We start from the raw sequence: 21,314 nt of genomic DNA, 5'->3' as shown, positions 1-21,314 counted from the left end.
GTCTCAACTTCCCCGGTTTAAGCGGCCTGTGGCGCTGAATAGCTGCTAATCGTTTCGCGACGCTTGACGGTCATGTAAACGTTGTATGCCATGATTAGCATGCCGACAACCCAGAACAGGCCGCCTATGAGGCGAACAAAGTAGCCTGGGCCGCTAGCTTCGACAGACTCAACGAAGGTATACATTAATGTGCCGTCAGCGTTGATTGCGCGCCACATTAAGCCCTGCATAATGCCATTAACCCACATAGCGGCGATGTACAGCACAGTGCCAATAGTAGCTAGCCAGAAATGCACGGCAATTAAGTTGACCGAGTGCATTTCAGTACGCCCAAATAAGCGCGGGATCAGGTGGTACATAGACCCGATCGTAATCATGGCTACCCAGCCAAGTGCACCCGAGTGTACGTGACCAATGGTCCAGTCGGTATAATGCGATAGCGCGTTGACGGTCTTGATCGCCATCATCGGACCTTCGAAGGTCGACATGCCGTAGAACGAAAGTGCGACAACCAAGAAACGCAGGGTAGGATCGGTGCGAAGCTTATGCCAAGCCCCGGATAGCGTCATCATGCCGTTAATCATGCCGCCCCAGGAAGGTGCCAGAAGAATGATAGACATGATCATACCTAGCGACTGCGCCCAGTTAGGCAGCGCTGTGTAGTGCAGGTGGTGAGGGCCAGCCCACATGTAAATCATGATTAACGCCCAGAAGTGGACGATAGAAAGACGGTAGGAGTAGATCGGGCGTTCGGCCTGTTTTGGCACGAAGTAATACATCATACCCAGGAAGCCTGCCGTCAGGAAGAAACCGACCGCGTTATGGCCGTACCACCACTGCACCATGGCATCGACTGCACCCGCATAAATCGAGGTGGAGTACATGGGGGTGACCGGAATCGCCGCATTGTTAACGATATGCAGTACTGCAACGGTTAAAATAAACGCTGCAAAGAACCAGTTCGCCACATAGATGTGTGACGTGGTGCGCTTTTTAATCGTCATCAAGAAAACAATCGCGTAACTGATCCACACGACCGCAATCAAAATGTTGATAGGCCATTCGAGTTCAGCGTACTCCTTTGTCGTGGTGTAGCCCAATGGTAGGGACACCACAGCAGAAAGGATAACCGCTTGCCATCCCCAGAAGGTAAACGCTGCAAGCTTGTCAGAGAACAGACGTGTCTGACAGGTACGCTGTACGACGTAATATGACGTCGCAAATAGTGCCGATCCGCCGAAAGCAAAGATAACGGCGTTAGTATGTAACGGACGAAGACGTCCAAAGCTTGTCCAAGGTAAGCCAAGATTCAGTTGCGGCCAAACTAGCTGGGAGGCAAGGATGACGCCTAACGTCATGCCTACAATGCCCCACACAACGGTCATGATCGCGAACTGCCGAACTACCTTGTAGTTGTAGGTCGGGTGTTCCAGTGCTGTGCTCATTTCATGTTCCCATCGAACGCGGTTAGGGGGTAACCCGTAGCATTTTGCATTAGCATTTTGCACGGGTGCGACCACTCGCTTGATGATGCAGGTCAAGATCCGTTCTAGATTCTATCGCAGCCGCGCCCTAAGCTGAACACGCCAATAGAAGTAACGCTGAATTATTAGGAGTTAAACGTGTCGTATTACGCGGATTCTGGTTTTGTCGATATATCCCCAGAGGCGTTGAATAATGCGTTAGCTAAGCCTACCGTGCATCGGTTTATGGTGGCTGGACACGGCCCGCTGACTGTTTTGGGTATGCCTAAGGTTGGCCGAATACTGTTTGCTCATGGTGCCGGAGCGGGTCATTGCTCTGCGTTTATGCGGCAATTTGCCGCGACACTGGCAAGGCAAGGAATCCAGGTCTTAGCAATTGATTTTCCTTACATGCAGCAAATTAACGAGCAGGGCAAGCGTCGTCCGCCACCACCCATTCAGCAAACAGTAGCTCACTTCACTGCATGGGCCACACTGCTCGCGCCTTTAAGCGATCAGCCGTTATGGGTAGGCGGTAAATCGATGGGAGGACGTGTTGCGACACTATTTGCCAGTGAAATGGTGGGTCATCAGGTGCATTGCCAAGGTGTTATTGTTGCAGGCTATCCTTTTCATCCGCCTAAAAAACCAGATAAACGTCGTTTAGGGCACTTTCCTGCTATTGGTTGCCCTGTACAGATTTTACAAGGTGAACGGGACCCCTTTGGCGACGTAGGCGATGTTTCAGACTACAGCTTGCCCAATAATATTAATCAGACTGCTGACGAATCCACCTATTTTGGTGGGTTCGTTGCTTTTAAAGCAGGCATACACGCGTGGCCTCACTCACGACCCTCATCGCGCGGCCTCTGCTCATCGCCGGGTATAACGACTTTTGACGAGCCCTATGAGCCCTCAGGTGACGTAAAAACGTGCAAAAAAGCCGGCGCCAACGCGCCTGCGCGATTTTCTTGAGGTTTTGGCAAGCAGCGGCCAGCAAGCACTGCTCTTTGACGCGCGCCAGGCCTCGCATTCGCGCATAACGGTGCCCGTGTAACTGCTTGGCGTCGGCGAAGCTGCGCTCCACCGTCTCCTTGCGACGCTTGTAGAGCTTCTTGCCCGGCTCCGTCAGTCGCCGGGCATCCACCCGATCCTTGTCGTCCTGCCAGACGTGACGCGTGACCGTTTTTATCTGCTTGGCGTTGCGGGTACAGGTCGCCAGCCGAGGGCAACCGCGACAGATCTCAGGATCACTGCGATAGTGGCGGTAGCCATGGCGATCCGTGGTGGCATAGATCAGCGACTGCCCCTCTGGGCACCGATAGGTGTTAGTCGCCGCGTCATACGTGAAGGCACGCTTGGGTAGATAACCCTTGAGTTTACTGGGGCGGCGGTAGCCGATGACGCCATACAGGCCGCGTTCCTCCAGCCCATGACAGATCGCCGCCGTAAAGTAACCGGCGTCGAGGCCGACACCGACGGGGTCCAGCCCGAAGCGCTGGCACTGATGATCCAGCCGCGCCAAGTAAGGCACGCTATCGTGCACGCTGGCTGGGGTAACATGGGTATCGGTAATAATGGCGTGCTTGCCGTCCACCGTGCGGTGATCCAGATAGAAGAAGCCGGTCGGCTTGCCATCGCGCACCATATAGCCGCTATCCGGGTCGGTGAGGCTGATTTTCTTTTCGACGGTAGCCGGTGCCTTGGCACGCGGCGTCAGGGCTTTTTTCCGTGTTGGGCGCGGTCCTCCTCAACCGCCACGTCCAGAGCTTCCAGATAGTCTCGCGCCGTTGTCTCGACCTCTTGGCGCTCAAAGCGATGCTTGTTGGCATTGGCCTTGAGGTGCGTGCTGTCGGTATAGAGCACTTCGCCGCCCACCAAGCCTTGTGCGATGGCCTGCTCGACAATGGTATCGAAGATCTCCTGGTGGATCGTGCTATCGGAGAAGCGGCGGCGTCGGTTCTGGCTGATGGTTGAGGCGTCGGGCACTTTGTCGGTCAAGCGCAAGCCGAGGAACCAGCGGTAGGCGACGTTAACCTGGATCTCGCGCATCAACTGGCGCTCGCTACGAATGCCAAACAGATAGCCGATAAACAAGGCCTTAAAAAGCAGCACGGGATCAAGCGCGGGCCGACCATTATTAGCGCAGTAGAGATGACGCACACGATCGCGGATAAAGCTGAAGTCAAGGGCAGCCTCGATCTGACGCAGTAGATGGTTTGAGGGCACGAGTTCTTCGAGCGTCACCATCTCCAGTTCGTGCTGCTGGGGGGAAGGGTCTTTGAGCATATCGGCCACCACAAAAAACGATACGCTTATAAAAGCAAAACCCTGGCCGAAGGGCCAGGGCTTTGTCAGCAGTCTGAATATTAATGTTGTTTGGCTGGCGGATGGGGATCATGACTTTAAGCCCAGACGTATTTCTGGGTTAAATCAGCAGGTTTTGATTGACGAAGCAGCCCTACTTGCGGCATCCTTCGTCCGCGCTCATCAAGCAGATGTTGCAGAGCTTGTGTAGTAAAGTCATTACGCTGGTTTAAATCAAAAATTTAAATGCATCGTATTGACAAATTACTAAGCTTCTGTAGAATGCAGCGCCACGTGACCAGCGGGTGGTTAGCTCAGTTGGGAGAGCACCAGCCTTACAAGCTGGGGGTCACTGGTTCGAACCCAGTACCACCCACCATTTAATTGGTCGTTTGGGAACGTGAAGCAGTAGTAACTGATGCATTAAGTGGACCGGTAGTTCAGTTGGTTAGAATGCCGGCCTGTCACGCCGGAGGTCGCGAGTTCGAGTCTCGTCCGGTCCGCCATCATCAATTATCACTGTGCATAAGTTATCGCTATTCGGACCGGTAGTTCAGTCGGTTAGAATGCCGGCCTGTCACGCCGGAGGTCGCGAGTTCGAGTCTCGTCCGGTCCGCCACGATAGCTTACATTAGTTGTACCATTGCTAAGCATAAAGCTTGCAGTGCCTTGGGTGGTTAGCTCAGTTGGGAGAGCACCAGCCTTACAAGCTGGGGGTCACTGGTTCGAACCCAGTACCACCCACCATTTGGTTTAATATTTTAAGCGCCTCTGAACCGCTTATAGATAGCTAACTTAATGGTAGATAAGAAGTCACTTAACGTGGACCGGTAGTTCAGTCGGTTAGAATGCCGGCCTGTCACGCCGGAGGTCGCGAGTTCGAGTCTCGTCCGGTCCGCCATTTAAGTGTTTATTGTTATAGATTTGTTGATGTAAAAAAGTAATCGACTTGCTATGTCAGTCGAACGAATTCAAAAAACCCAGATCAATGATCTGGGTTTTTTATTGCGTATAAGTTAGGAACTATAAATTAGTTCCCATAAATTAGCACCTTTAGCCCATTACGTGCAGCCATTAGGCTGCACGGTAGCATCAAGCTATAACGCTTACACCTGCTTTGGCGATCTGTACATCCTGATCCGGTTTTACGCCTGAAATGCCGACAGCACCTACGACGTTGCCATCTACGATGATAGGAACGCCACCTGATAATAGGCCTGGTAGTGGAGCAGACAAAAATGCAGTACGGCCGCCGTTAATCATCTCTTCAAAAACTTGTGTTTCTTTACGACCTAACGCTGCACTGCGTGCTTTTTGGGTCGCTACCTCTGCACTGAACGGCGCAGCATTATCTAAACGACGCAGGGCAAGTAAGTGTCCTCCATCATCTGTTACGGCAATGGTGACCGGCCATCCGTTGTTATCGGCTTCTTTTTGAGCAGCATCTAGCACTTGAATAACGTCGGTTTGGCCGAGAACAGCTTTGGTTTGCATCAATCTTTCCTTTTTATCAAGGGGAGTAAAATGCCGCGCCAGTGTTGCTTGTAAAAGCGTATTAGCGCGGCAAAGTGAATTAGTGTTTATACCAGAGCGGCATCAACCACTTCTACCCAGTGCCTTACCGGGGTGCGATTGGCGCTAGCTAGATGGGTTTGGCAGCCAATATTGGCAGTAACGATAACCTCAGGATTACTCGCTTCAAGCGCATCGAGCTTATTGTTGCGTAGCTGGGTAGCAAGTTCTGGTTGAGTCACCGAATAGGTGCCTGCTGAGCCACAACATAAATGGGCGTCTTTCACTGGTGTTAGCGAAAAGCCCAGCTTGCTTAGTACGCCTTCAACTGCACCATTGAGCTTCTGGGCGTGTTGTAGCGTACACGGGCAGTGAAACGCGAGACGTTGATGCTCTTTAAGCTGTAGCTTCTCTACTGGCTCATCACGCAGGATTTCCACAATATCTTTCGCTAGCGCACTTACTTTTTGCGCTTTCTCTGCATAGGCTGGGTCGTCTTTGAGCATGTCACCATACTCTTTAACAAAGGCACCGCAGCCACTGGCCGTTTGAACAATGGCTTCAGCTCCTTGTTCAATCTGTGGCCACCAAGCATCGATATTAGCCCGCATGCGGGCACGGCCATCATCCTGGGCATTCAAGTGGAAATCAATGGCTCCACAGCAGCCTGCTTCGCTGATAGGCGTTACGCTAATGCCGAGCCGATCTAAAAGTCGAGCGGTCGCTGCATTGGTATTCGGAGATAGGCCTGGTTGAACGCACCCTTCTAATATTAACACCTTACGAGGATGGCGCTGGCTATCCGGACGTTGGCCTGCATCTACTGGTGCTGGCGGCATTTTGCTACGCAGTTTGCCAGGCACCAGAGGTTTGAAGGTTTGCCCTAATGTCAGAAGTGCTTTGAAGCGCTTAGGGTCCACCAGCATTTTACGTAGCGCATAGCGTTGGGCGCGTTCAGCCATTGGGCGAGGTACCCGGCGATCAATTTCTGCACGGCCGATATCTAAAAGTTTGTGATACTCCACGCCCGATGGGCAGGTAGTTTCACAGTTGCGGCAGGAAAGGCAGCGGTCTAAATGTAGACGCGTTTCTTCAGTGACCTGGTCATCGTCATCGCGGCTCTCCAGTAACTCTTTCATTAAATAGATGCGCCCACGAGGGCCATCACGCTCGTCGCCCAATAGCTGATAGGTGGGGCAGGTGGCATTACAGAAGCCGCAGTGAACGCAGGTGCGTAGAATACGCTCAGCCTCCTGAATATGCGGTTTTTGGCGGTCAGCATCGGTAAAGTGCGTCTGCATGTCAGCTCTCCTGATTAAAACGCCGCATAAAGACGACCTGGGTTGAAAATGCCGTAGGCATCCAGCTCGGCCTTCAGATTGCGATGATACTTTTCAACTACAGGGTTGAGCGGAGTAAACGGCGATTCTGCTCCGCCTTGAGCGAAAGGAGTGAAACAGGTGGCATGGCCACCGGCTTGCTCGCAAGCCGCGCGCAATGTGTCAGCCGTCATATGAGTTTTTACCCATCGTTGGCTGCCGCCCCAGTCATAAAAAAGATCGCTTTGAGGAATTTCTAGGGCGAGTGGTGGCGTATTGGGGGGGAGTGATAAACGCCACAATGCCTGCCCCTCATTCAGCTTAAAGAAGGCGTGTTGGTGGTCACGCAATTGCTGCCAGAAGTCGTTAGAAAGTGACTCACCGCCCAGGCGCTCTTTGGTCGCGTTAACTGAGCTTGCACCGCCTTCCAGGCGAATAAATAGCTCGCCTGAGTGCCATCCTGCGGCGGTAATAGGCAGGGGCTGTCGTCCTAATTCGGCGAGTTTGGCCAGCGCTTCTTCAAGGCCCATGCTAAGGCGCAGGCTGTGGTTGGCGGTGGGGATAGGCAGTACTTTAAAGGAAATATCAGCCAGTACACCTAGGGTGCCCTGAGCGCCAGCCATCAAGCGTGACAGGTCGTAACCCGCAACGTTTTTCATGACTTCGCCGCCAAAACGCAGCAGTTTACCTTCCTGGGTGATCACCCGTGTGCCTAAAACAAAGTCCCTTGCGGCGCCAGCCCATGGGCGGCGTGGGCCAGACATGCCGGTGGCAACAGCGCCGCCGATGGTGCTGGCATCGCTAAATGCGGGTGGTTCAAAGGCCAGCATTTGATTTTTTTCAGCCAGTGCAGCGTTGAGTTCGCTTAAACGCGTACCAGCACGAACAGTAACCACAAGTTCTACCGGGTCATAAGAGACAATACCGCTATGGGCCGCCATGTTGAGGGCGTTGCCTTCTACCGGTCGGCCATAAAAAGCGCGAGTGTCGCCACCTACTATGCGCAGTGGTGTGCGGTCGGCATAGGCGCTGCGCACCTGTTCACACAGGTCGGCAGCGATATCTCGGTCGGCAGCATGTATCGCTAGTTCAGTCATGGTCATTCCTAATAATTATACTTCCTAGTGGTTAGTCGACTAGGAGTGGCATCAGAAGCGTGGTAGTTCCGGATGCGGTAGCTCGTTGTTGTGCACGTGCATGGCTCCAAACTCGGCACAGCGCGCCAGGGTGGGAATGTTTTTCCCTGGGTTGAGAAGGCGCTGTGGGTCAAAAGCGGCTTTCAATGCATGGAATACCGTTAATTCGTCGGAGTGAAATTGACTGCACATCTGATTGATTTTTTCGCGGCCAACGCCGTGTTCGCCAGTAATAGAGCCACCCGCCGCCACGCATAGCTCTAGAATTTTTCCGCCTACATCTTCGGCGAGCGTCAACTGACCCTCTTTGTTGGCATCAAATAGAATCAGCGGATGCATATTGCCGTCACCGGCGTGGAAAACGTTGGCAATCGCTAACCCACTCTCTTCCGACAGGGCCGCAATGCCCTTGAGTACTCGGGGGAGCTCGCGACGTGGAATCGTGCCATCCATGCAGTAGTAGTCAGGCGACATGCGGCCCACGGCGGGGAACGCATTTTTTCTCCCTGCCCAAAACTTGGCACGCTCGGCCTCATCGCGCGCCTGCTGAATATCGGTTGCACCGGCTTTTTCTAAGACTCGGCGAACGGTTTGGCAATCATCATCCACGTCGGCTTCAACGCCATCTAGTTCACACAGAAGAATAGCTTCTGCTTCAACGGGGTAGCCTGCCTTGATGAAATCTTCTGCGGCCTTGATAGCAAGTTTATCCATCATTTCTAGCCCGCCAGGAATTATCCCAGCAGCAATAATATCGCCAACCGCACGGCCCGCTTTTTCTACATCATCAAAACTGGCCATCAGTACTTTGGCAGTTTCAGGTTTTGGCAGCAGTTTTACGGTGATCTCCGTGACCACGCCCAGCATGCCTTCAGAGCCGTTCATCAGCGCAAGAAGATCAAAGCCAGGTGCATCTAGTGCCTCGGACCCTAGCGTCATGCGCTCACCTTCAATCGTCATTACATCAACGCGCATTACGTTATGGACCGTGAGCCCGTACTTTAGACAGTGCACGCCGCCCGCATTTTCAGCCACATTGCCGCCAATAGAACAAGCGATTTGTGAAGAAGGGTCGGGTGCGTAATAGAGCCCATAAGGCGCGGCAGCCTCAGAGATCGCTAAGTTGCGCACGCCAGGCTGCACACGTGCGGTGCGGGCATCTGGGTCAACATTAATGATGGTGTTGAAGCGTGACATGACGAGCAGCACGCCCCGCTCAAGTGGTAGGGCACCGCCGGAAAGTCCTGTGCCTGCACCACGGGTAACCACAGGAACACCTAACGCATGGCAGCGCTTTAAAAGGCCTTCTACCTGTTCCAGCGTTTCGGGTAATGCAACCAACATTGGCAGGATTCGATAAGCGGCAAGGCCATCACATTCAAAGGGGTGTAAATCCTCTTCCCTGTGAAGCAGTGTTAAGGAGGGCACTGCATTTTGCAGATCCTCTAATACGTCTGCTTTATCGCGGTATATGAATTCGCCGTCGAGGCGTTCATCGAAATGAATATTCATGTTAGCTCCTGTGGATGAGGAGGGCAGGAAGGTATCTAATCACTTTATGGAAAAGCTTTCCATAAATAACTAAAGCGGCACTAGAAAACTTTTTCATACTGTGAAAAGGCTAGACATGCTGGCGTGGTTTAGATGGCTGAGCATTGAAAACGTTCTTACGGCTGCTGGGTAGCCCTAAGGCTACCCAGCGTAGAGTGCTTAATAATGACTAACGCTTCACCGTCACATTAATGGGTCGGTAATGCCAATCACATAAAAAGCGATTAACGCAATGATTCCAGTAAAGATTAGATAGTAGATGGTGGGAATAATTGTTTTACGAATCGTTGTACCTTCACGGCCTAGTAGACCTACTGTTGCTGATGCGGCGACAACGTTATGAATCGCAATCATATTACCCGCTGCTGCACCGACTGCTTGCAGCGCTACCATCATTGCGGTAGATAGGCCGAGCGTTTCGGCAACGCTAAACTGGAATTCCGCTAGCATCAGGTTAGAAACGGTATTTGAACCGGCAATAAAGGCGCCCATCGCACCAACGGCTGGCGCAAAGAAGGGATAGATACCGCCAACACTGCTCGCTACCGCTTGGGCCATCATGACGGGCATTGACACAAGGTCAGCGCCATTAACACCAGAGTTAATCAGGATACGCACCATCGGAACGGTGAAGATTAAGACAAAGCCGGCACCAAAGATGGTTTTAGTCGATTCAGAGACAGCCGCACTGATTTTCTGCGGGTTCATGCTGTGCAGGAAGTAAGTGACGATGACCACTGCAACGATAATGCCGCCCGGCAGATAAAGTGGTTGCACACCACCGCTGATACCCGCCTCACCCAGAATATTGGTCCAGCTCAGGCTGACAGAGGTCAGTGCGGACTTCAGCGGCTCAATAATACGTGACGCGACCAAGAAGACTGCAAGTAGAACGTAAGGAATCCAGCCTTTTAGCGTTGACATTGGCGCTTTGCCAGCAACGTCATCCAGTTTGATTTGTAGGTTACCAATCCACTCATCGGGCCATGACGTTGATTCAGGGAAGTCCCAGGTGTCTTTCGGCAATAGGAAGCCTTTACGTGCGGCAGGTACAACGATTGCCAGACCGACCATGGCGCCAATCATTGATGGGAATTCAGGGCCTAAGAAAACACCTACCAGCATGTAAGGCACAACGAACGAAATGCCGGTGAAGATGGCAAAAGGCGCAATAGATAGACCTTCTTTCCAGGAGCGGTTAGCACCAAAGAAGCGCACCATAATCAACACCAGAATCAACGGCATTAAAATGCCCACGATGCCGTGAGTGATGGCGACCGAGCTGGTGACCTGCTGGAAAAACACATCCCACGTAGAACCGTTTGCTTCTAATTGTGCAGTGATGCCTGCACGGTCCAGCCCGCTACCAACGCCAACAACAACCGGCGTGCCGACGGCACCAAAAGAAACGGGTGTAGACTGAATCATCATGCCGACAACAACCGCAGCCAGCGCAGGGAAACCGAGTGCCACCATCAATGGCGCAGCAACCGCGGCTGGGGTGCCGAAACCAGACGCACCTTCAATAAAGCAGCCAAACAACCAAGCAACAATTAGCGCCTGAACGCGACGGTCAGGGCTGATGCCTGAAAAACCGTTACGAATCGCAGTGATGCCACCAGAATGTTTGAGCGTGTTCAGCAGTAAGATAGCGCCAAAAATAATCCATAAAAGGCCTGCTGTTTGGATCAGACCTTGAATAGTAGACGCGGCAACGCGGCTAAACGACATATCCCAAGCGGTTAGACCAATGATGGCTGCCGTCAGGAAAACAATCGGCATCGCTATTTTTGCGGGTATTTTAAAACCAATGAGCAAAATACCGGCAAGCAACAGCGGCAGAAATGCCAGAAGTGCAAGTGTAGTTTCATTCATGTGAGGAATGGCCCCTTGTTATTGATTTGGTGTGCTCGGCAGATGCCAGCGGTTTGTGGCAATGCTGGTCGGGTCAGTGCGAAAGATACGGTTAGGTAGAAAAAATGGCTATATTGGATAATTGGTAAGACCAATTATGAGGAGCTATCCGTATAGGCTTTGAACCACTTTTTTAATTTTAACGATTTGTTTTTATTTGCTTTTAAATCTCCTCAATGTAGTGAGGCTGGCATCAAGTTATTAGACTAATAGACAGTACAGTTTCCATCCAAGTAAGCGGTGCAGAGCCAGCAACGTTTGCGAAATCCTTTCCTTGATAAAGACCATTTGCCTGCTGATGGAGGACGATCAGCCTGGGCAAAGCCACTTGCGTCCTTGATGGCTTGCGCCCATTGTTGTTGATTGGAGCTTCCGTTGTGACAATTTTGCTTAAACAACTTTTTAACTACTCTCTTCAACAACAAGGAGACCGCTACCGTGGCAATAACCCTTTATGATTTATGTGGGCGCGATGAGCGCTTACGTTTTTCACCCTACTGCTGGCGCGTGCGTATGGCACTGGCACACAAAGGGCTGGAATATACGACGGTCCCTTGGCGTTTTCGTGAAAAAGAAGCGCTTGCCTTTGCAGATTACGACAAAGTGCCGGTATTAACCGATGGCGACACTGTGGTCACCGATAGCTTTGACATCTTGCGTTACTTAGATGAAGCCTACCCTGCGAACCCCGTGTTGGGAGAAGGAGTGAGTTATCAGCGTGTGCACTTTTTTAAGCTCTATGTTGAGCGTAGCGTTACACCGGCACTTTTTCGAACAGTGGCATTAGATTTATTGGAGGCCATCCATCCTGACGATCGTGCTTATTTCAGAGAGACCCGTGAAGCCCGTTTTGGTATGCGATTAGAAGAGGTTAACAATCCAGAGCAAGGGAGAGCTCAGCTAAAGCAGCTATTAGCCCCAGTGCGTGATCAGTTGCGAACAAGTCCGTTTCTGGATGGTGAAGCCCCTAGCGGAGCGGATTACCTGTTATTCGGTAGCATGATGTGGGCGTATACCGTGTCCCTTGAGCTATTAGTTGATGCGAATGATCCGGTGGATGAATGGTTTAAGCGTATGCTGGAGGTGCACGACGCGGTCGCGGGTAAGGCCGTCACTATTCGTGATTTATAATGTGTCAGGCGGCAGCGTTGCCGCCTGTACCAATCGTATGTACTAGTAAAACCACGCAAGCGGCTTACGCCGTCTGTGTGAGAGGAGATGGCAATGATTGACCTGTATTACTGGACAACTCCCAATGGCCACAAAATCTCCATCATGCTTGAAGAAGCTAAGCTTCTTTATCGGGTAAAACCTATTAATATTGGGCGTGGGGAGCAGTTTGATCCCGAATTCTTAACCATTTCGCCTAATAACCGTATTCCCGCCATTGTTGATCATGCGCCTAAAGATGGCGGCCAACCCCTAGCGCTCTTTGAGTCGGGCGCTATTTTAGAATACTTGGCTGATAAGTGTGGCCAGTTTCTACCCTCAGAAGGGCGTGAGCGCTATGTCGTGTTGCAGTGGCTTCATTGGCAAATGGGTGGGCTTGGGCCGATGGCAGGCCAAAACCATCATTTTTGCCAATATGCTCCACAGAAAATTGAATACGCTATCGAACGTTATGTTCGTGAGACGCATCGCTTGTATAGCGTGTTAGATCAGCGTTTATCCCAGCAGCACTACGTAGGGGGTGACTGTTACTCCATTGCTGATATGGCGATTTATCCCTGGATTGTGCCATGGGATAAGCAGCGACAAACGCTGGAGGAGTTTTCTGATTTAGAGCGATGGTTTAATGAAGTGGCGCAACGTCCTGCTGTTCGAAAAGCTTATTCTTTGATCGAAGACGTCAACCCGCAGGGAGGCGGAGAAATGGATGAACAAGCGCGTAAATACTTGTTTGGCAATCGTTAAGTCGTCGCTGCCAAAAAAGCAGGATATTTATATTAATGATCTGACGCAAGATTATGAAAAAATCATGTTGCGCTGCACAAAAAGCGCTGCTAGCTTTGTTGTTATTAAGACAGTAGTTACTGAAAGTAGTAGTTACTAAGGTTAGTAGTTACTAAAGACAGTAGCTAATAAAGGCAGTTGTTAGTAAAGGCAACCGCCTGACCATCGACCGCTCATCGATGCGAGTCGAATCGCTAGCTCACTCAAGGGGATTATGTGATGAACAAGGCCGCAGAGAAAACCAGTCAGCAGTTTGAGTCTGTTATTTCAGCACCCATGCGCTCTTATACGCTGGCAGCGCTTGATTATTATCAACAGATTGTTAGTGCGCAAATGGATGCAGCGCGCGCTTATTCCGATATGACCATTGCACAGGCACGCACATGGTTAGACGTGAAAGATGCCGATAGCTTTAAAAAAGCCATGGAAAGTCAGCAGAAAGCTGCAACTGACCTCATGGAGCGCATGAAGGGAGACTCTGAGAAAGTCACTTCTATCAGCCAAAGCTTTATGCAAGAAAGCCAAAAAATGGCGGAAGAAACCACTAAGAAAGCAGTGGAAAGTACAAAGCAGTAATACACCATGCTTTAGATAAGCGTTTGAAAGAAAAAGATTGAACGCTATCAGTTGGTAGATAAATGCCGCGCTGAAAATTAGGTGCGGCATTTTTGTATCTACTTAGATTATGCCAATTACAACAGCTGCTGTTCGGCCCGCCCATTCAGCCGAAAGCGAGCGATACGGATAATCTGTTCAATGGCGGTTTTTCTCTCCTCAGCAAGATCGTTATTTAGGCGTTTTTCAAACGCGTACAAAATAGCGTGACGATCAAGCCCCTTCACGGCAATCACAAAGGGGAAGCCAAACTTTTCTTTATAAGCTGCGTTTAGCTGTTCGAAGCGCGCAAACTCCTCTGGCGTACATTGATCTAACCCGGCACCAGCTTGCTCGCGGGTAGAATCTTGAGTTAGCTCACCCGATATTGCCGCTTTGCCTGCTAAGTCAGGGTGTGCCTGAATAACAGCAATTTGCTGCTCAGGTGTTGCCTGCTGAAGCATAAGGCCCATGAGATCAGCCAGTGCGTCCGGTGCGTCATGCGCACTGTTTAACCCTTCCTTCCAGGCGGCTTCCGCTACCCAAGGAGAGTGTTCATACACATCACCATAATGGTGGGTAAAGGTTTCCAAGCTGCATGTGCTAGGGGCGGGTGAAAGCGTGAGTGGTGTTGAGTTAGGCACAAAATCTCTCCAGTGTGTTTAATAATGGAAATACTGTATACAATAAATGGTATCAACGGTACTCTTTGACCACTAGGTTAAGTCGAACAACTACTATCAACAACCGCGATTATTAAGGAGTGGCTATGGGACGGTTAACTACCCACGTACTCGATACCGCCAAAGGGCAGCCCGGTCAGGGGATCACGATTGAGGTGTATCGCTTGTCAGGGAACACACGTGAACACCTAGGCAGCGTTACCACCAACAGTGACGGTCGTTGTGATGGGCCTATCTTAGAGGGTGATGCCCTTACAGTAGGTGAGTATGAGCTGGTTTTTCACGCGGGTGACTACTTGCGCGCTCAGGGCATAGCTTCTCAAGAGCCGCGCTTTCTAGATGTTATTCCTTTACGTTTTGGCGTTGCGGATGCCAGCCAGCATTACCATGTACCACTGTTGCTGTCCCCCTATAGCTACTCTACCTACCGCGGTAGTTGAGGGGGCGGTTATGCAAACCTATCTTATTGATTTCGCAAATTTATTGTTACGCTGGTTGCATGTTATTGCGGCTATCGCCTGGATCGGTGAGTCGATCTATTTTGTCATGTTGGATAATGGTCTAAGAACGCCGAAAGCAGCCGAAGATCGTGAAAAAGGCGTATTTGGAGAGATGTGGGCGGTACATGGCGGTGGTTTCTACCATAATCAAAAGTATGCTACCGCACCCGCTAAACTGCCGAACGACCTTCATTGGTCGTTCTGGAAAGCCTATACGACGTGGCTGTCAGGCTTTGCTTTGTTCGTTATTCTTTATATGGCAAACCCAGGTTTCTACCTAGTTAACCCCAACAGTAGCTGGGCGTGGGCGGCTAGTATGACTGGCTGGCAGGCCAATCTACTGGCATTGGCTTTCTTGCTTGGTGGTTGGGTGGTTTATAACGAACTTTGTAAGCGCATAAGTCCTAACATGGACCGCGATGGTCTTCTCAGCGTTGCCGTTGCGGTGATGATGATAGTGGTCGCCTATTTAAGCACTCAGATGTTCACAGGGCGCGCTGCCTTCTTGTTAACTGGGGCGGTGATGGCAACAGCCATGTCGGCTAACGTTTTTTTCTGGATTATTCCTGGTCAGCGCCGCATGGTGAAAGCCATGAAGGCTGGCGAAACGCCTAATCCGCTAGATGGTAAGCGTGGCAAGCAGCGTTCGGTGCATAACACTTACTTTACGCTGCCAGTCGTTCTGCTGATGGTGAGTAATCACTACTCGTTCATCTACTCCCATGAGCTTTCCTGGGTAGTGATGGTGCTGTTTATTTTTGCTGGCGCGCTGATTAGGCAGTTCTTTGTATTAATGCATGCTGGAAAGACGCAACCCGCCTATCCTGCCGTTGGGATAGGGCTTATTCTATTAGCATTTTGGGTGGCCGCGCCTAGCCCTGGTGCAGGTAATGCGAGTATCTCAGGTGCGCCCAGCCAAGCCCAGATTTCAGGGTTAATTGATCAGCATTGTACTCAATGCCATGCTCGTCAACCTGAACATGCCGGTTTTTCAGCGCCGCCCGCAGGTTATGCGTTTGATAGCTGGGAAGATATTCTTGGACATCAAACGCAAATTCAGCAAGTTGTCGCGAGTCGCTATATGCCTCTTGGTAATATCACCAACATGAGCGACGACGAGCGCGATATCATTGCCGCGTGGGAGGAGTGATTAAAGTCATAGACAGGAGATCCTATGAGTGATGCGCAGGCGGCGTTAAAGCAAAGACCCTCGGAAAAAGAAGGTGAGGAGCGCCACGAGTCGATCTATCGCGCGGTTAGCGACGCTATTGTCGAACAGCGGCTAAAGCCAGGCGCTCGGCTGCGTGAAGATGCTTTGTCAGAAGTTTTTGGCATCAGCCGTACCGGCATCCGCAAGATCTTGCAACGCTTAGCGTTAGAGCAGCTGGTCACGCTTACGCCGCGGCGCGGTGCTAGCGTGACGCGCCCCACTGCAGACGAAGCAAAAGATGTGTTTGATGCACGTCAGATGATTGAGTGTGGGCTAATGCCTGATGTGGCAAGGCGGATCGGAGAGAAAGAGGCCGCCGAACTGCGTGAAATGGCTCGCCAGGAGCGTCAAGCGCTACGCAATGGTCAACAAAGCGTCGCTATTCGCCTGTCGGCTGACTTTCACGTGCGCCTTGCCCAGCTTTCGGGTAATGCAACGCTTGCTGAGTTTGTTGAGCGTCTATGCTCACGCTCGTCGTTGATTCTGGCGGTTTACGGCCATCGCGGTCACTTAGGCTGTGAATCCCATGATCACGATGACTTGATCGGCTATTTGGAAGCGGGCAACGGCGAACGAGCGAAAGCATTTATGAGCCGCCATCTTAAAGCGATTGAAGCATCACTTTCGATGGTCGAAGAAGAAGAGAACGTACCAGATCTACAGCAGATTTTTGGTGGTTAAGTCGCTTCGTAAAGTTAAAAAATGCCCAGACAATATTGTCTGGGCATTGGGACAGCATCACCTCAGGAGCAGTCACAGCAGGGGCGTTGCGTCCCTATTACTGGGTAAACCGCTGGCAGGCAGGCCAATGCTTCATCAGTAGGTAATAGGTCAGCCCAGCAGGAATAAGGCTGGCGTACCAAGAGATCGAAGAGAAGGTTAGTGCGGCCACAATACCAACTACGGTTGCGATTAGGGCAGCTTTGTTGACACCTTGATAAGGGCCAGAAGGGTCGTACAGCTTGCTAATGTCTAGCGTACGGCGGCGTATGATGTAGTAATCCACGACCAGAATGGCAAAGATAGGGCCAAGAAAGGCCGAATATGTTTGTACGAAGAGCTGCAGGCCAGCGGCGGACTCAGGCTGAACCAGCTTCCAAGGGAAAGTGGCGAAGGCTAGCAAGCCAACAATAACGGTGGCTACCGGAAACTTAAGTTTAAATACGTCCATTAATACGTAGGTGGGGGGCACTACGTTGTTAAGGACGTTGGTAGTGACTTGGGCAAAGGCAATAAAAAGCAGCGTGGTCATCAGCAATGGCGTGTTATCAACCGCATTGGCAAATACTTGAATGGGGTCAGCCGTGCCCGTCGCTTCTGACACCATATAGCCAATCAAGCCCATGAACAGCGTGCAGGGCAGAATCGACATGGCGTAGATAGTGGTTAACACGCTCTGTTTCGTGCCTTTCTTATGTTCTCGCGAATAGTCGCTGACATTAAGCATCATGGTGCTATAGATGCCCAGGAATAGCATGGTGGCACTCCAGAACGGCAAGCCCCAAGAGCCTTCCATAGTCAAAATGCTAGCCGACAGCTCATCGCCATAGCGTTGCACCGTGGCGTAGAACATGTACATCAGTGAAAGCAAAATAAAGACGCTGCCGATATTCTCAAGCCATTTAATGCCTTGAAAGCCCAACACTGACAAACCAATTTGCAAAAACTGGAAGGTAATAAAGTAGAAAATGAGGTTGTCGAAGCCAAATAAAGTGGCTGAGACCATATTCAATGCGCCAGCGCCAATCCAGCTTTGAAAGCCATACCACACCACGGCAGGCACGGCCCTTACTAGGCCAGGAATACGGGTGCCGGTAAAGCCAAAAGCGCTACGTGCCTGCACCATAAAGGGAATGCCGTATTTGTAGCCCGCTGCACCGTTAATGGCCAGTGCGATGCCAATCACAAAACAGCCAATGGCAATAGCCAACGTGGCTTGCAGTAGGTTTAAGGTGCCAACCACACTTGAACCCATGGCGAAGGTGCCAATAGAGACACACCCGCCAAACCAAGCTAAAAAGTAGGATGTTCGTCCCATAATTCGCGTGCTTTGCGGTGCAAGGCTTTCAGCGCCTATAGCTTTCTCAGCTATGGCGGTGTTCGCAATGGGGGCTTCTTCTGACGTAAGAGCAGGGTTAGAGTTGCTCATGTTTCCGTCCTCGCAAGATTATCGATGTTATTGGTAGCCTGGGCGCGTTGTGTGCCCAAGAAGTGCTTGCGGCGTAGCGTGCTGACGAAACGGCTGTTTCTTAATGGTTATGTTGTTAGTTATTGAGCTATTTATTAGTGCATGGTCAGTGGTTAAGTGGTTATCACCTTGAGGTAGGAAGTTGCAGGTCAGATAGCGCGGCAAACTTGCCGGTAAACGATTTCGGGCGCGGATAGTCCAGATCGCCGTGTTTACTGGTATGAAGGCCCAGGCTAACCAGCGATTCCGCCAGCTTTAACGCGGCGCTAACACCCTCGACGACAGGCAGCCCTACTTCACGGCTAATGTCGGCCGTTAGGTTCGCCATTCCACCGCACCCCAAGACAATGGCGCCAATACCATCCTCATCACGAGCACGGCAACACTCTTCGACAATGCGGGTAAAGGCTGCGTCTGGGTGGTGTTCAAGATCAAGAACAGGAATTTCTGCAGCGCGGATGCGGCGGCAGTGGTGGCGAAAGCCGTACTGTTCCAGCAAGTGTTCGGCAATAATGCCGGTGCGTCCTAATGTCGTCACAATAGAGAAGCGAGTGCTTACCAGCGTGGCTAAGTGGAAGGCAGCTTCTGCAATGCCGATGACCGGGGCGCGGGTTAACTCTCGGGCTGCGAGTAAACCAGGATCGCCAAAGCAGGCCACTACATAAGCATCGATGCCGCCTTCACGTTCTCCTTTAAGAACTTCTTCGGCTACGCCTACCGCGCTAATCGCCTCGTCAAAATGGCTCTCAATGGACACTGGCCCTGCATCGGGCTGGGTGGTGGTAATGGTGGTTGATGCTGCTGCCTGACGCAGGGCGGACTGATGGATGGCAGCAGTCATAGAAGCCGTCGTGTTGGGATTAATAATGCGTATGTGCACGTTAGTCATCCTTCAGGTAAACAATTTTATATATCTTGTATACGAAAATAGGGGTGTTTCGCGTAGACCGCAAGCTCTTTTATATGGCATAAAACAAAGTGTTAATTTGACCAACTGTTCAGCTTTCAACTGCTTAGCGCTATGTAAGCGCTAAAATGTAAGTAGAGTCAGCTAATTAACGTGCAGCTGGATTGAAGTGATTACCAAATGCCGCTATTTTGTATACAATTATTTTTTGTATTGCGATATTGTTAATATTAATAAAATGCGCTGCATCCATGAAAGGAGCTGCTGAATGTCGACTTCATCTGATCAACTCTTAAGTACCTACCCGCGTGACTTAGCAGGCTATGGCCGTACCCCTCCTCAGGCTAATTGGCCAGGCAAGGCAAAAATTGCTGTTCAGTTTGTGTTGAATTATGAAGAGGGCGGGGAGAACTGCGTTCTTCACGGTGACGCAGGGTCAGAGCAATTTCTGTCTGAGATCATTGGCGCGGCCAGCTATCCAGACCGGCACCTAAGTATGGAGTCGATCTATGAATATGGCTCTAGGGCAGGCGTATGGCGGATTCTGCGCGAGTTCGAAAAGCGTGATTTGCCACTGACGGTATTTGGGGTAGCCATGGCGCTAGAGCGTAACCCCGACGTCGCTCAGGCATTTAAAGAGCTGGGGCACGAAATTGCCTGCCATGGCTATCGCTGGATCCACTATCAAGAAGTTCCTGAGCATGTAGAGCGAGAACACCTGCAAAAAGCCATGGACATTTTCCAGCGTCTTTATGGTGAAAAACCGCAAGGCTGGTACACCGGGCGCGATAGCCCGAACACGCGACGGCTGATTCTAGATGAGGGCGGTTTTCTCTACGACAGTGACTACTATGGTGACGACTTGCCGTTTTGGACCTCTGTGACAGACAGCCAAGGCAGTGAGCATAATCACCTGATCGTGCCCTATACCCTAGATACCAACGACATGCGCTTTGCCGCTCCTCAAGGCTTTAATACCGCGGATCACTTCTTTACCTATCTGCGTGATGCCTTTGATGTGTTGTATGCCGAGGGAGATGAGTCGCCCAAAATGCTCTCGATTGGCATGCATTGTCGGTTGCTAGGCCGTCCTGGGCGCTTGCGCGCGCTGCAGCGCTTTTTAGACCATATCGAAGCCCATGATCGCGTATGGGTAGCACGTCGTGTGGATATCGCTCGCCACTGGGCTGAGCAGCATCCCGCTCCAACTCGCTGAAAGGCAATATAATGAATAAATCTCCTTACTACGCCCCTACAGGGGGGCACCCGCCGCAAACACAGCTAACCGCTGATCGTGCCGTATTCACCGAAGCGTATGCGTTGATTCCTAAAGGCGTGATGCGCGATATCGTCACCAGCAACTTGCCTTTCTGGGAAGGCACGCGGCTATGGGTGCTGGCACGCCCGCTTTCTGGCTTTGCTGAAACGTTCTCTCAATACATCATGGAAGTTCAGCCTGAAGGCGGCAGTGACAAGCCGGAGTTAGACCCCCAGGCCGAAGGCGTGCTGTTCATTGTAGAAGGCGAGTTAACACTCACATTGGCAGGCGAGCGCCACACCATGCGCCCCGGTGGCTATGCATTTATCCCCCCTGGCAGCCACTGGCAGGTGCGCAACGAATCGTCTGCGCCCGTGCGTTTTCACTGGATTCGCAAGGCCTATGAGTTTGTGGAAGGGTTGGACGCACCGAAGGCCTTTGTCACCAATGAGCAAGACATCGCCCCCAATGAAATGCCTGGCACAGAGGGTCGCTGGGCAACCACGCGCTTTGTCGACCCTGGAGATGTGCGCCACGATATGCACGTCAATATCGTGACTTTCCAGCCAGGTGGCGTGATTCCTTTCGATGAAACTCACGTGATGGAGCACGGGCTTTATGTGTTGGAAGGTAAAGCGGTGTATCACCTTAACCAGCAATGGGTTGAGGTAGAGGCTGGCGACTTTATGTGGCTTCGCGCATTTTGCCCTCAGGCGTGTTATGCCGGCGGCCCGGGGCCATTCCGTTACTTACTGTACAAAGACGTCAACCGCCACGCCGCACTCAAGTTCTAGTGCTTGTTCTCCAGTGCTTGTTCTC

At 51.4% G+C, this 21,314-nt stretch carries 19 protein-coding genes, 5 tRNA genes and 1 pseudogene; 15 read left to right on the top strand and 10 right to left on the bottom strand.

The genetic code is table 11. The annotated features are described in order from the left end of the window. Window positions 1–17: 17 nt before the first annotated feature. Entirely contained in the window at window positions 18–1,445 is a 1,428-nt protein-coding gene (gene ccoN / locus CR46_RS0114235) for a cytochrome-c oxidase, cbb3-type subunit I (protein WP_030074010.1), read from the bottom strand. A 264-nt stretch (window positions 1,446–1,709) separates the two neighbouring features. Between ccoN and CR46_RS0114230 the strand changes: the two are divergent. Continuing rightward, a pseudogene (locus CR46_RS0114230) lies at window positions 1,710–2,225 on the top strand (alpha/beta fold hydrolase); the annotation flags it as partial. A 55-nt stretch (window positions 2,226–2,280) separates the two neighbouring features. Here the strand turns inward: CR46_RS0114230 and CR46_RS17840 are convergent. Further along, a protein-coding gene (locus CR46_RS17840) for an IS1182 family transposase (protein ID WP_232222394.1) occupies window positions 2,281–3,752 on the bottom strand; the annotation gives its coding sequence in 2 pieces (ribosomal slippage) (window positions 2,281–3,182 and window positions 3,182–3,752; 1,473 coding nt in all). Here CR46_RS17840 and CR46_RS18695 point away from each other — a divergent pair. From CR46_RS18695 to CR46_RS0114200, 6 genes are all read left to right on the top strand, one after another. After that, window positions 3,745–3,981: an alpha/beta family hydrolase gene (locus CR46_RS18695; RefSeq protein ID WP_420038469.1), complete on the top strand. Its 237-nt coding sequence runs from the start codon at window positions 3,745–3,747 to the stop codon at window positions 3,979–3,981. The genes CR46_RS17840 and CR46_RS18695 overlap by 8 nt on opposite strands. Before the next feature lie 92 nt (window positions 3,982–4,073). Beyond that, window positions 4,074–4,149 (top strand) — tRNA-Val (locus tag CR46_RS0114220). Window positions 4,150–4,199: 50 nt separating this feature from the next. After that, window positions 4,200–4,276 (top strand) — tRNA-Asp (locus tag CR46_RS0114215). Window positions 4,277–4,312: 36 nt separating this feature from the next. Continuing rightward, window positions 4,313–4,389, top strand: a tRNA-Asp gene (locus CR46_RS0114210). Window positions 4,390–4,441: 52 nt separating this feature from the next. Continuing rightward, window positions 4,442–4,517: transfer RNA gene (locus tag CR46_RS0114205), tRNA-Val, on the top strand. A 77-nt stretch (window positions 4,518–4,594) separates the two neighbouring features. After that, window positions 4,595–4,671: transfer RNA gene (locus tag CR46_RS0114200), tRNA-Asp, on the top strand. Window positions 4,672–4,862: 191 nt separating this feature from the next. Here CR46_RS0114200 and CR46_RS0114195 read toward each other — a convergent pair. The 5 genes from CR46_RS0114195 to CR46_RS0114175 form a co-directional block, all read right to left on the bottom strand. After that, a complete protein-coding gene (locus tag CR46_RS0114195; protein ID WP_030074008.1) occupies window positions 4,863–5,264 on the bottom strand; it encodes a heme-binding protein in 402 nt (133 codons plus the stop codon). Between the two features lie 86 nt (window positions 5,265–5,350). Further along, window positions 5,351–6,583 (bottom strand): glycolate oxidase subunit GlcF, encoded by a 1,233-nt coding sequence (gene glcF, locus CR46_RS0114190; RefSeq protein ID WP_030074006.1) that lies wholly within the window; start codon window positions 6,581–6,583, stop codon window positions 5,351–5,353. Window positions 6,584–6,597: 14 nt separating this feature from the next. Beyond that, window positions 6,598–7,698: a glycolate oxidase subunit GlcE gene (gene glcE / locus CR46_RS0114185; RefSeq protein WP_030074003.1), complete on the bottom strand. Its 1,101-nt coding sequence runs from the start codon at window positions 7,696–7,698 to the stop codon at window positions 6,598–6,600. Between the two features lie 51 nt (window positions 7,699–7,749). Continuing rightward, window positions 7,750–9,249: a glycolate oxidase subunit GlcD gene (glcD, locus tag CR46_RS0114180; RefSeq protein WP_030074001.1), complete on the bottom strand. Its 1,500-nt coding sequence runs from the start codon at window positions 9,247–9,249 to the stop codon at window positions 7,750–7,752. 222 nt (window positions 9,250–9,471) lie between these two features. Beyond that, window positions 9,472–11,163 (bottom strand): L-lactate permease, encoded by a 1,692-nt coding sequence (locus CR46_RS0114175; RefSeq protein ID WP_030073999.1) that lies wholly within the window; start codon window positions 11,161–11,163, stop codon window positions 9,472–9,474. A 477-nt stretch (window positions 11,164–11,640) separates the two neighbouring features. Between CR46_RS0114175 and CR46_RS0114170 the strand changes: the two genes are divergently transcribed. The 3 genes from CR46_RS0114170 (at window position 11,641) to CR46_RS0114160 (ending at window position 13,731) form a co-directional block, all read left to right on the top strand. Continuing rightward, the gene (locus CR46_RS0114170; RefSeq protein ID WP_030073998.1) at window positions 11,641–12,333 is read left to right on the top strand and encodes a glutathione S-transferase family protein; all 693 of its coding nucleotides are present in this window, start codon (window positions 11,641–11,643) and stop codon (window positions 12,331–12,333) included. A 93-nt stretch (window positions 12,334–12,426) separates the two neighbouring features. Beyond that, window positions 12,427–13,116 (top strand): glutathione binding-like protein, encoded by a 690-nt coding sequence (locus CR46_RS0114165; protein ID WP_030073997.1) that lies wholly within the window; start codon window positions 12,427–12,429, stop codon window positions 13,114–13,116. Window positions 13,117–13,374: 258 nt separating this feature from the next. After that, complete coding sequence (locus tag CR46_RS0114160) at window positions 13,375–13,731, top strand: phasin family protein (RefSeq protein ID WP_030073995.1); 357 nt, start codon at window positions 13,375–13,377, stop codon at window positions 13,729–13,731. 116 nt (window positions 13,732–13,847) lie between these two features. Here the strand turns inward: CR46_RS0114160 and uraD are convergent, their stop codons facing one another. Further along, a complete protein-coding gene (gene uraD, locus CR46_RS0114155; protein ID WP_030073993.1) occupies window positions 13,848–14,393 on the bottom strand; it encodes a 2-oxo-4-hydroxy-4-carboxy-5-ureidoimidazoline decarboxylase in 546 nt (181 codons plus the stop codon). 125 nt (window positions 14,394–14,518) lie between these two features. On the opposite strand from uraD, the gene uraH reads away from it, so the two are divergent. From uraH to CR46_RS0114140, 3 genes are read left to right on the top strand one after another with little or no spacing between them, the layout of a single operon-like run. Next, the gene (uraH, locus tag CR46_RS0114150) at window positions 14,519–14,872 is read left to right on the top strand and encodes a hydroxyisourate hydrolase (protein WP_030073991.1); all 354 of its coding nucleotides are present in this window, start codon (window positions 14,519–14,521) and stop codon (window positions 14,870–14,872) included. Window positions 14,873–14,882: 10 nt separating this feature from the next. Beyond that, the gene (locus tag CR46_RS0114145) at window positions 14,883–16,082 is read left to right on the top strand and encodes a urate hydroxylase PuuD (protein ID WP_030073990.1); all 1,200 of its coding nucleotides are present in this window, start codon (window positions 14,883–14,885) and stop codon (window positions 16,080–16,082) included. A 24-nt stretch (window positions 16,083–16,106) separates the two neighbouring features. Further along, the gene (locus CR46_RS0114140) at window positions 16,107–16,823 is read left to right on the top strand and encodes a GntR family transcriptional regulator (RefSeq protein WP_030073988.1); all 717 of its coding nucleotides are present in this window, start codon (window positions 16,107–16,109) and stop codon (window positions 16,821–16,823) included. 97 nt (window positions 16,824–16,920) lie between these two features. On the opposite strand, the gene CR46_RS0114135 is transcribed toward CR46_RS0114140, so the two are convergent. After that, the gene (locus CR46_RS0114135) at window positions 16,921–18,291 is read right to left on the bottom strand and encodes an NCS1 family transporter (protein WP_030073986.1); all 1,371 of its coding nucleotides are present in this window, start codon (window positions 18,289–18,291) and stop codon (window positions 16,921–16,923) included. A 163-nt stretch (window positions 18,292–18,454) separates the two neighbouring features. Then, window positions 18,455–19,210 (bottom strand): aspartate/glutamate racemase family protein, encoded by a 756-nt coding sequence (locus CR46_RS0114130; protein WP_030073985.1) that lies wholly within the window; start codon window positions 19,208–19,210, stop codon window positions 18,455–18,457. Between the two features lie 295 nt (window positions 19,211–19,505). On the opposite strand from CR46_RS0114130, the gene puuE reads away from it, so the two are divergent. Together puuE and CR46_RS0114120 are read left to right on the top strand one after the other, a co-directional pair. Further along, window positions 19,506–20,453: an allantoinase PuuE gene (gene puuE / locus CR46_RS0114125; RefSeq protein ID WP_030073984.1), complete on the top strand. Its 948-nt coding sequence runs from the start codon at window positions 19,506–19,508 to the stop codon at window positions 20,451–20,453. 11 nt (window positions 20,454–20,464) lie between these two features. Continuing rightward, on the top strand, window positions 20,465–21,289 hold the full coding sequence (locus CR46_RS0114120; protein ID WP_030073982.1) for a bifunctional allantoicase/(S)-ureidoglycine aminohydrolase: 825 nt from the start codon (window positions 20,465–20,467) through the stop codon (window positions 21,287–21,289). Window positions 21,290–21,314 lie beyond the last annotated feature (25 nt).

The organism is Vreelandella neptunia, assembly GCF_000712975.1.
In the GTDB taxonomy this organism is placed as follows: Bacteria; Pseudomonadota; Gammaproteobacteria; order Pseudomonadales; family Halomonadaceae; genus Vreelandella; species Vreelandella qaidamensis.
This window is presented reverse-complemented; position numbering and strand designations above follow the sequence as displayed.

Coding starts and splice junctions, on each gene's coding strand:
- ccoN (WP_030074010.1), bottom strand. CDS start 1,445: ATGAGCACAGCACTGGAACACCCGACCTACAACTACAAGGTAGTTCGG.
- CR46_RS0114195 (WP_030074008.1), bottom strand. CDS start 5,264: ATGCAAACCAAAGCTGTTCTCGGCCAAACCGACGTTATTCAAGTGCTA.
- glcF (WP_030074006.1), bottom strand. CDS start 6,583: ATGCAGACGCACTTTACCGATGCTGACCGCCAAAAACCGCATATTCAG.
- glcE (WP_030074003.1), bottom strand. CDS start 7,698: ATGACTGAACTAGCGATACATGCTGCCGACCGAGATATCGCTGCCGAC.
- glcD (WP_030074001.1), bottom strand. CDS start 9,249: ATGAATATTCATTTCGATGAACGCCTCGACGGCGAATTCATATACCGC.
- CR46_RS0114175 (WP_030073999.1), bottom strand. CDS start 11,163: ATGAATGAAACTACACTTGCACTTCTGGCATTTCTGCCGCTGTTGCTT.
- CR46_RS0114165 (WP_030073997.1), top strand. CDS start 12,427: ATGATTGACCTGTATTACTGGACAACTCCCAATGGCCACAAAATCTCC.
- CR46_RS0114160 (WP_030073995.1), top strand. CDS start 13,375: ATGAACAAGGCCGCAGAGAAAACCAGTCAGCAGTTTGAGTCTGTTATT.
- uraH (WP_030073991.1), top strand. CDS start 14,519: ATGGGACGGTTAACTACCCACGTACTCGATACCGCCAAAGGGCAGCCC.
- CR46_RS0114145 (WP_030073990.1), top strand. CDS start 14,883: ATGCAAACCTATCTTATTGATTTCGCAAATTTATTGTTACGCTGGTTG.
- CR46_RS0114140 (WP_030073988.1), top strand. CDS start 16,107: ATGAGTGATGCGCAGGCGGCGTTAAAGCAAAGACCCTCGGAAAAAGAA.
- CR46_RS0114135 (WP_030073986.1), bottom strand. CDS start 18,291: ATGAGCAACTCTAACCCTGCTCTTACGTCAGAAGAAGCCCCCATTGCG.
- puuE (WP_030073984.1), top strand. CDS start 19,506: ATGTCGACTTCATCTGATCAACTCTTAAGTACCTACCCGCGTGACTTA.
- CR46_RS0114120 (WP_030073982.1), top strand. CDS start 20,465: ATGAATAAATCTCCTTACTACGCCCCTACAGGGGGGCACCCGCCGCAA.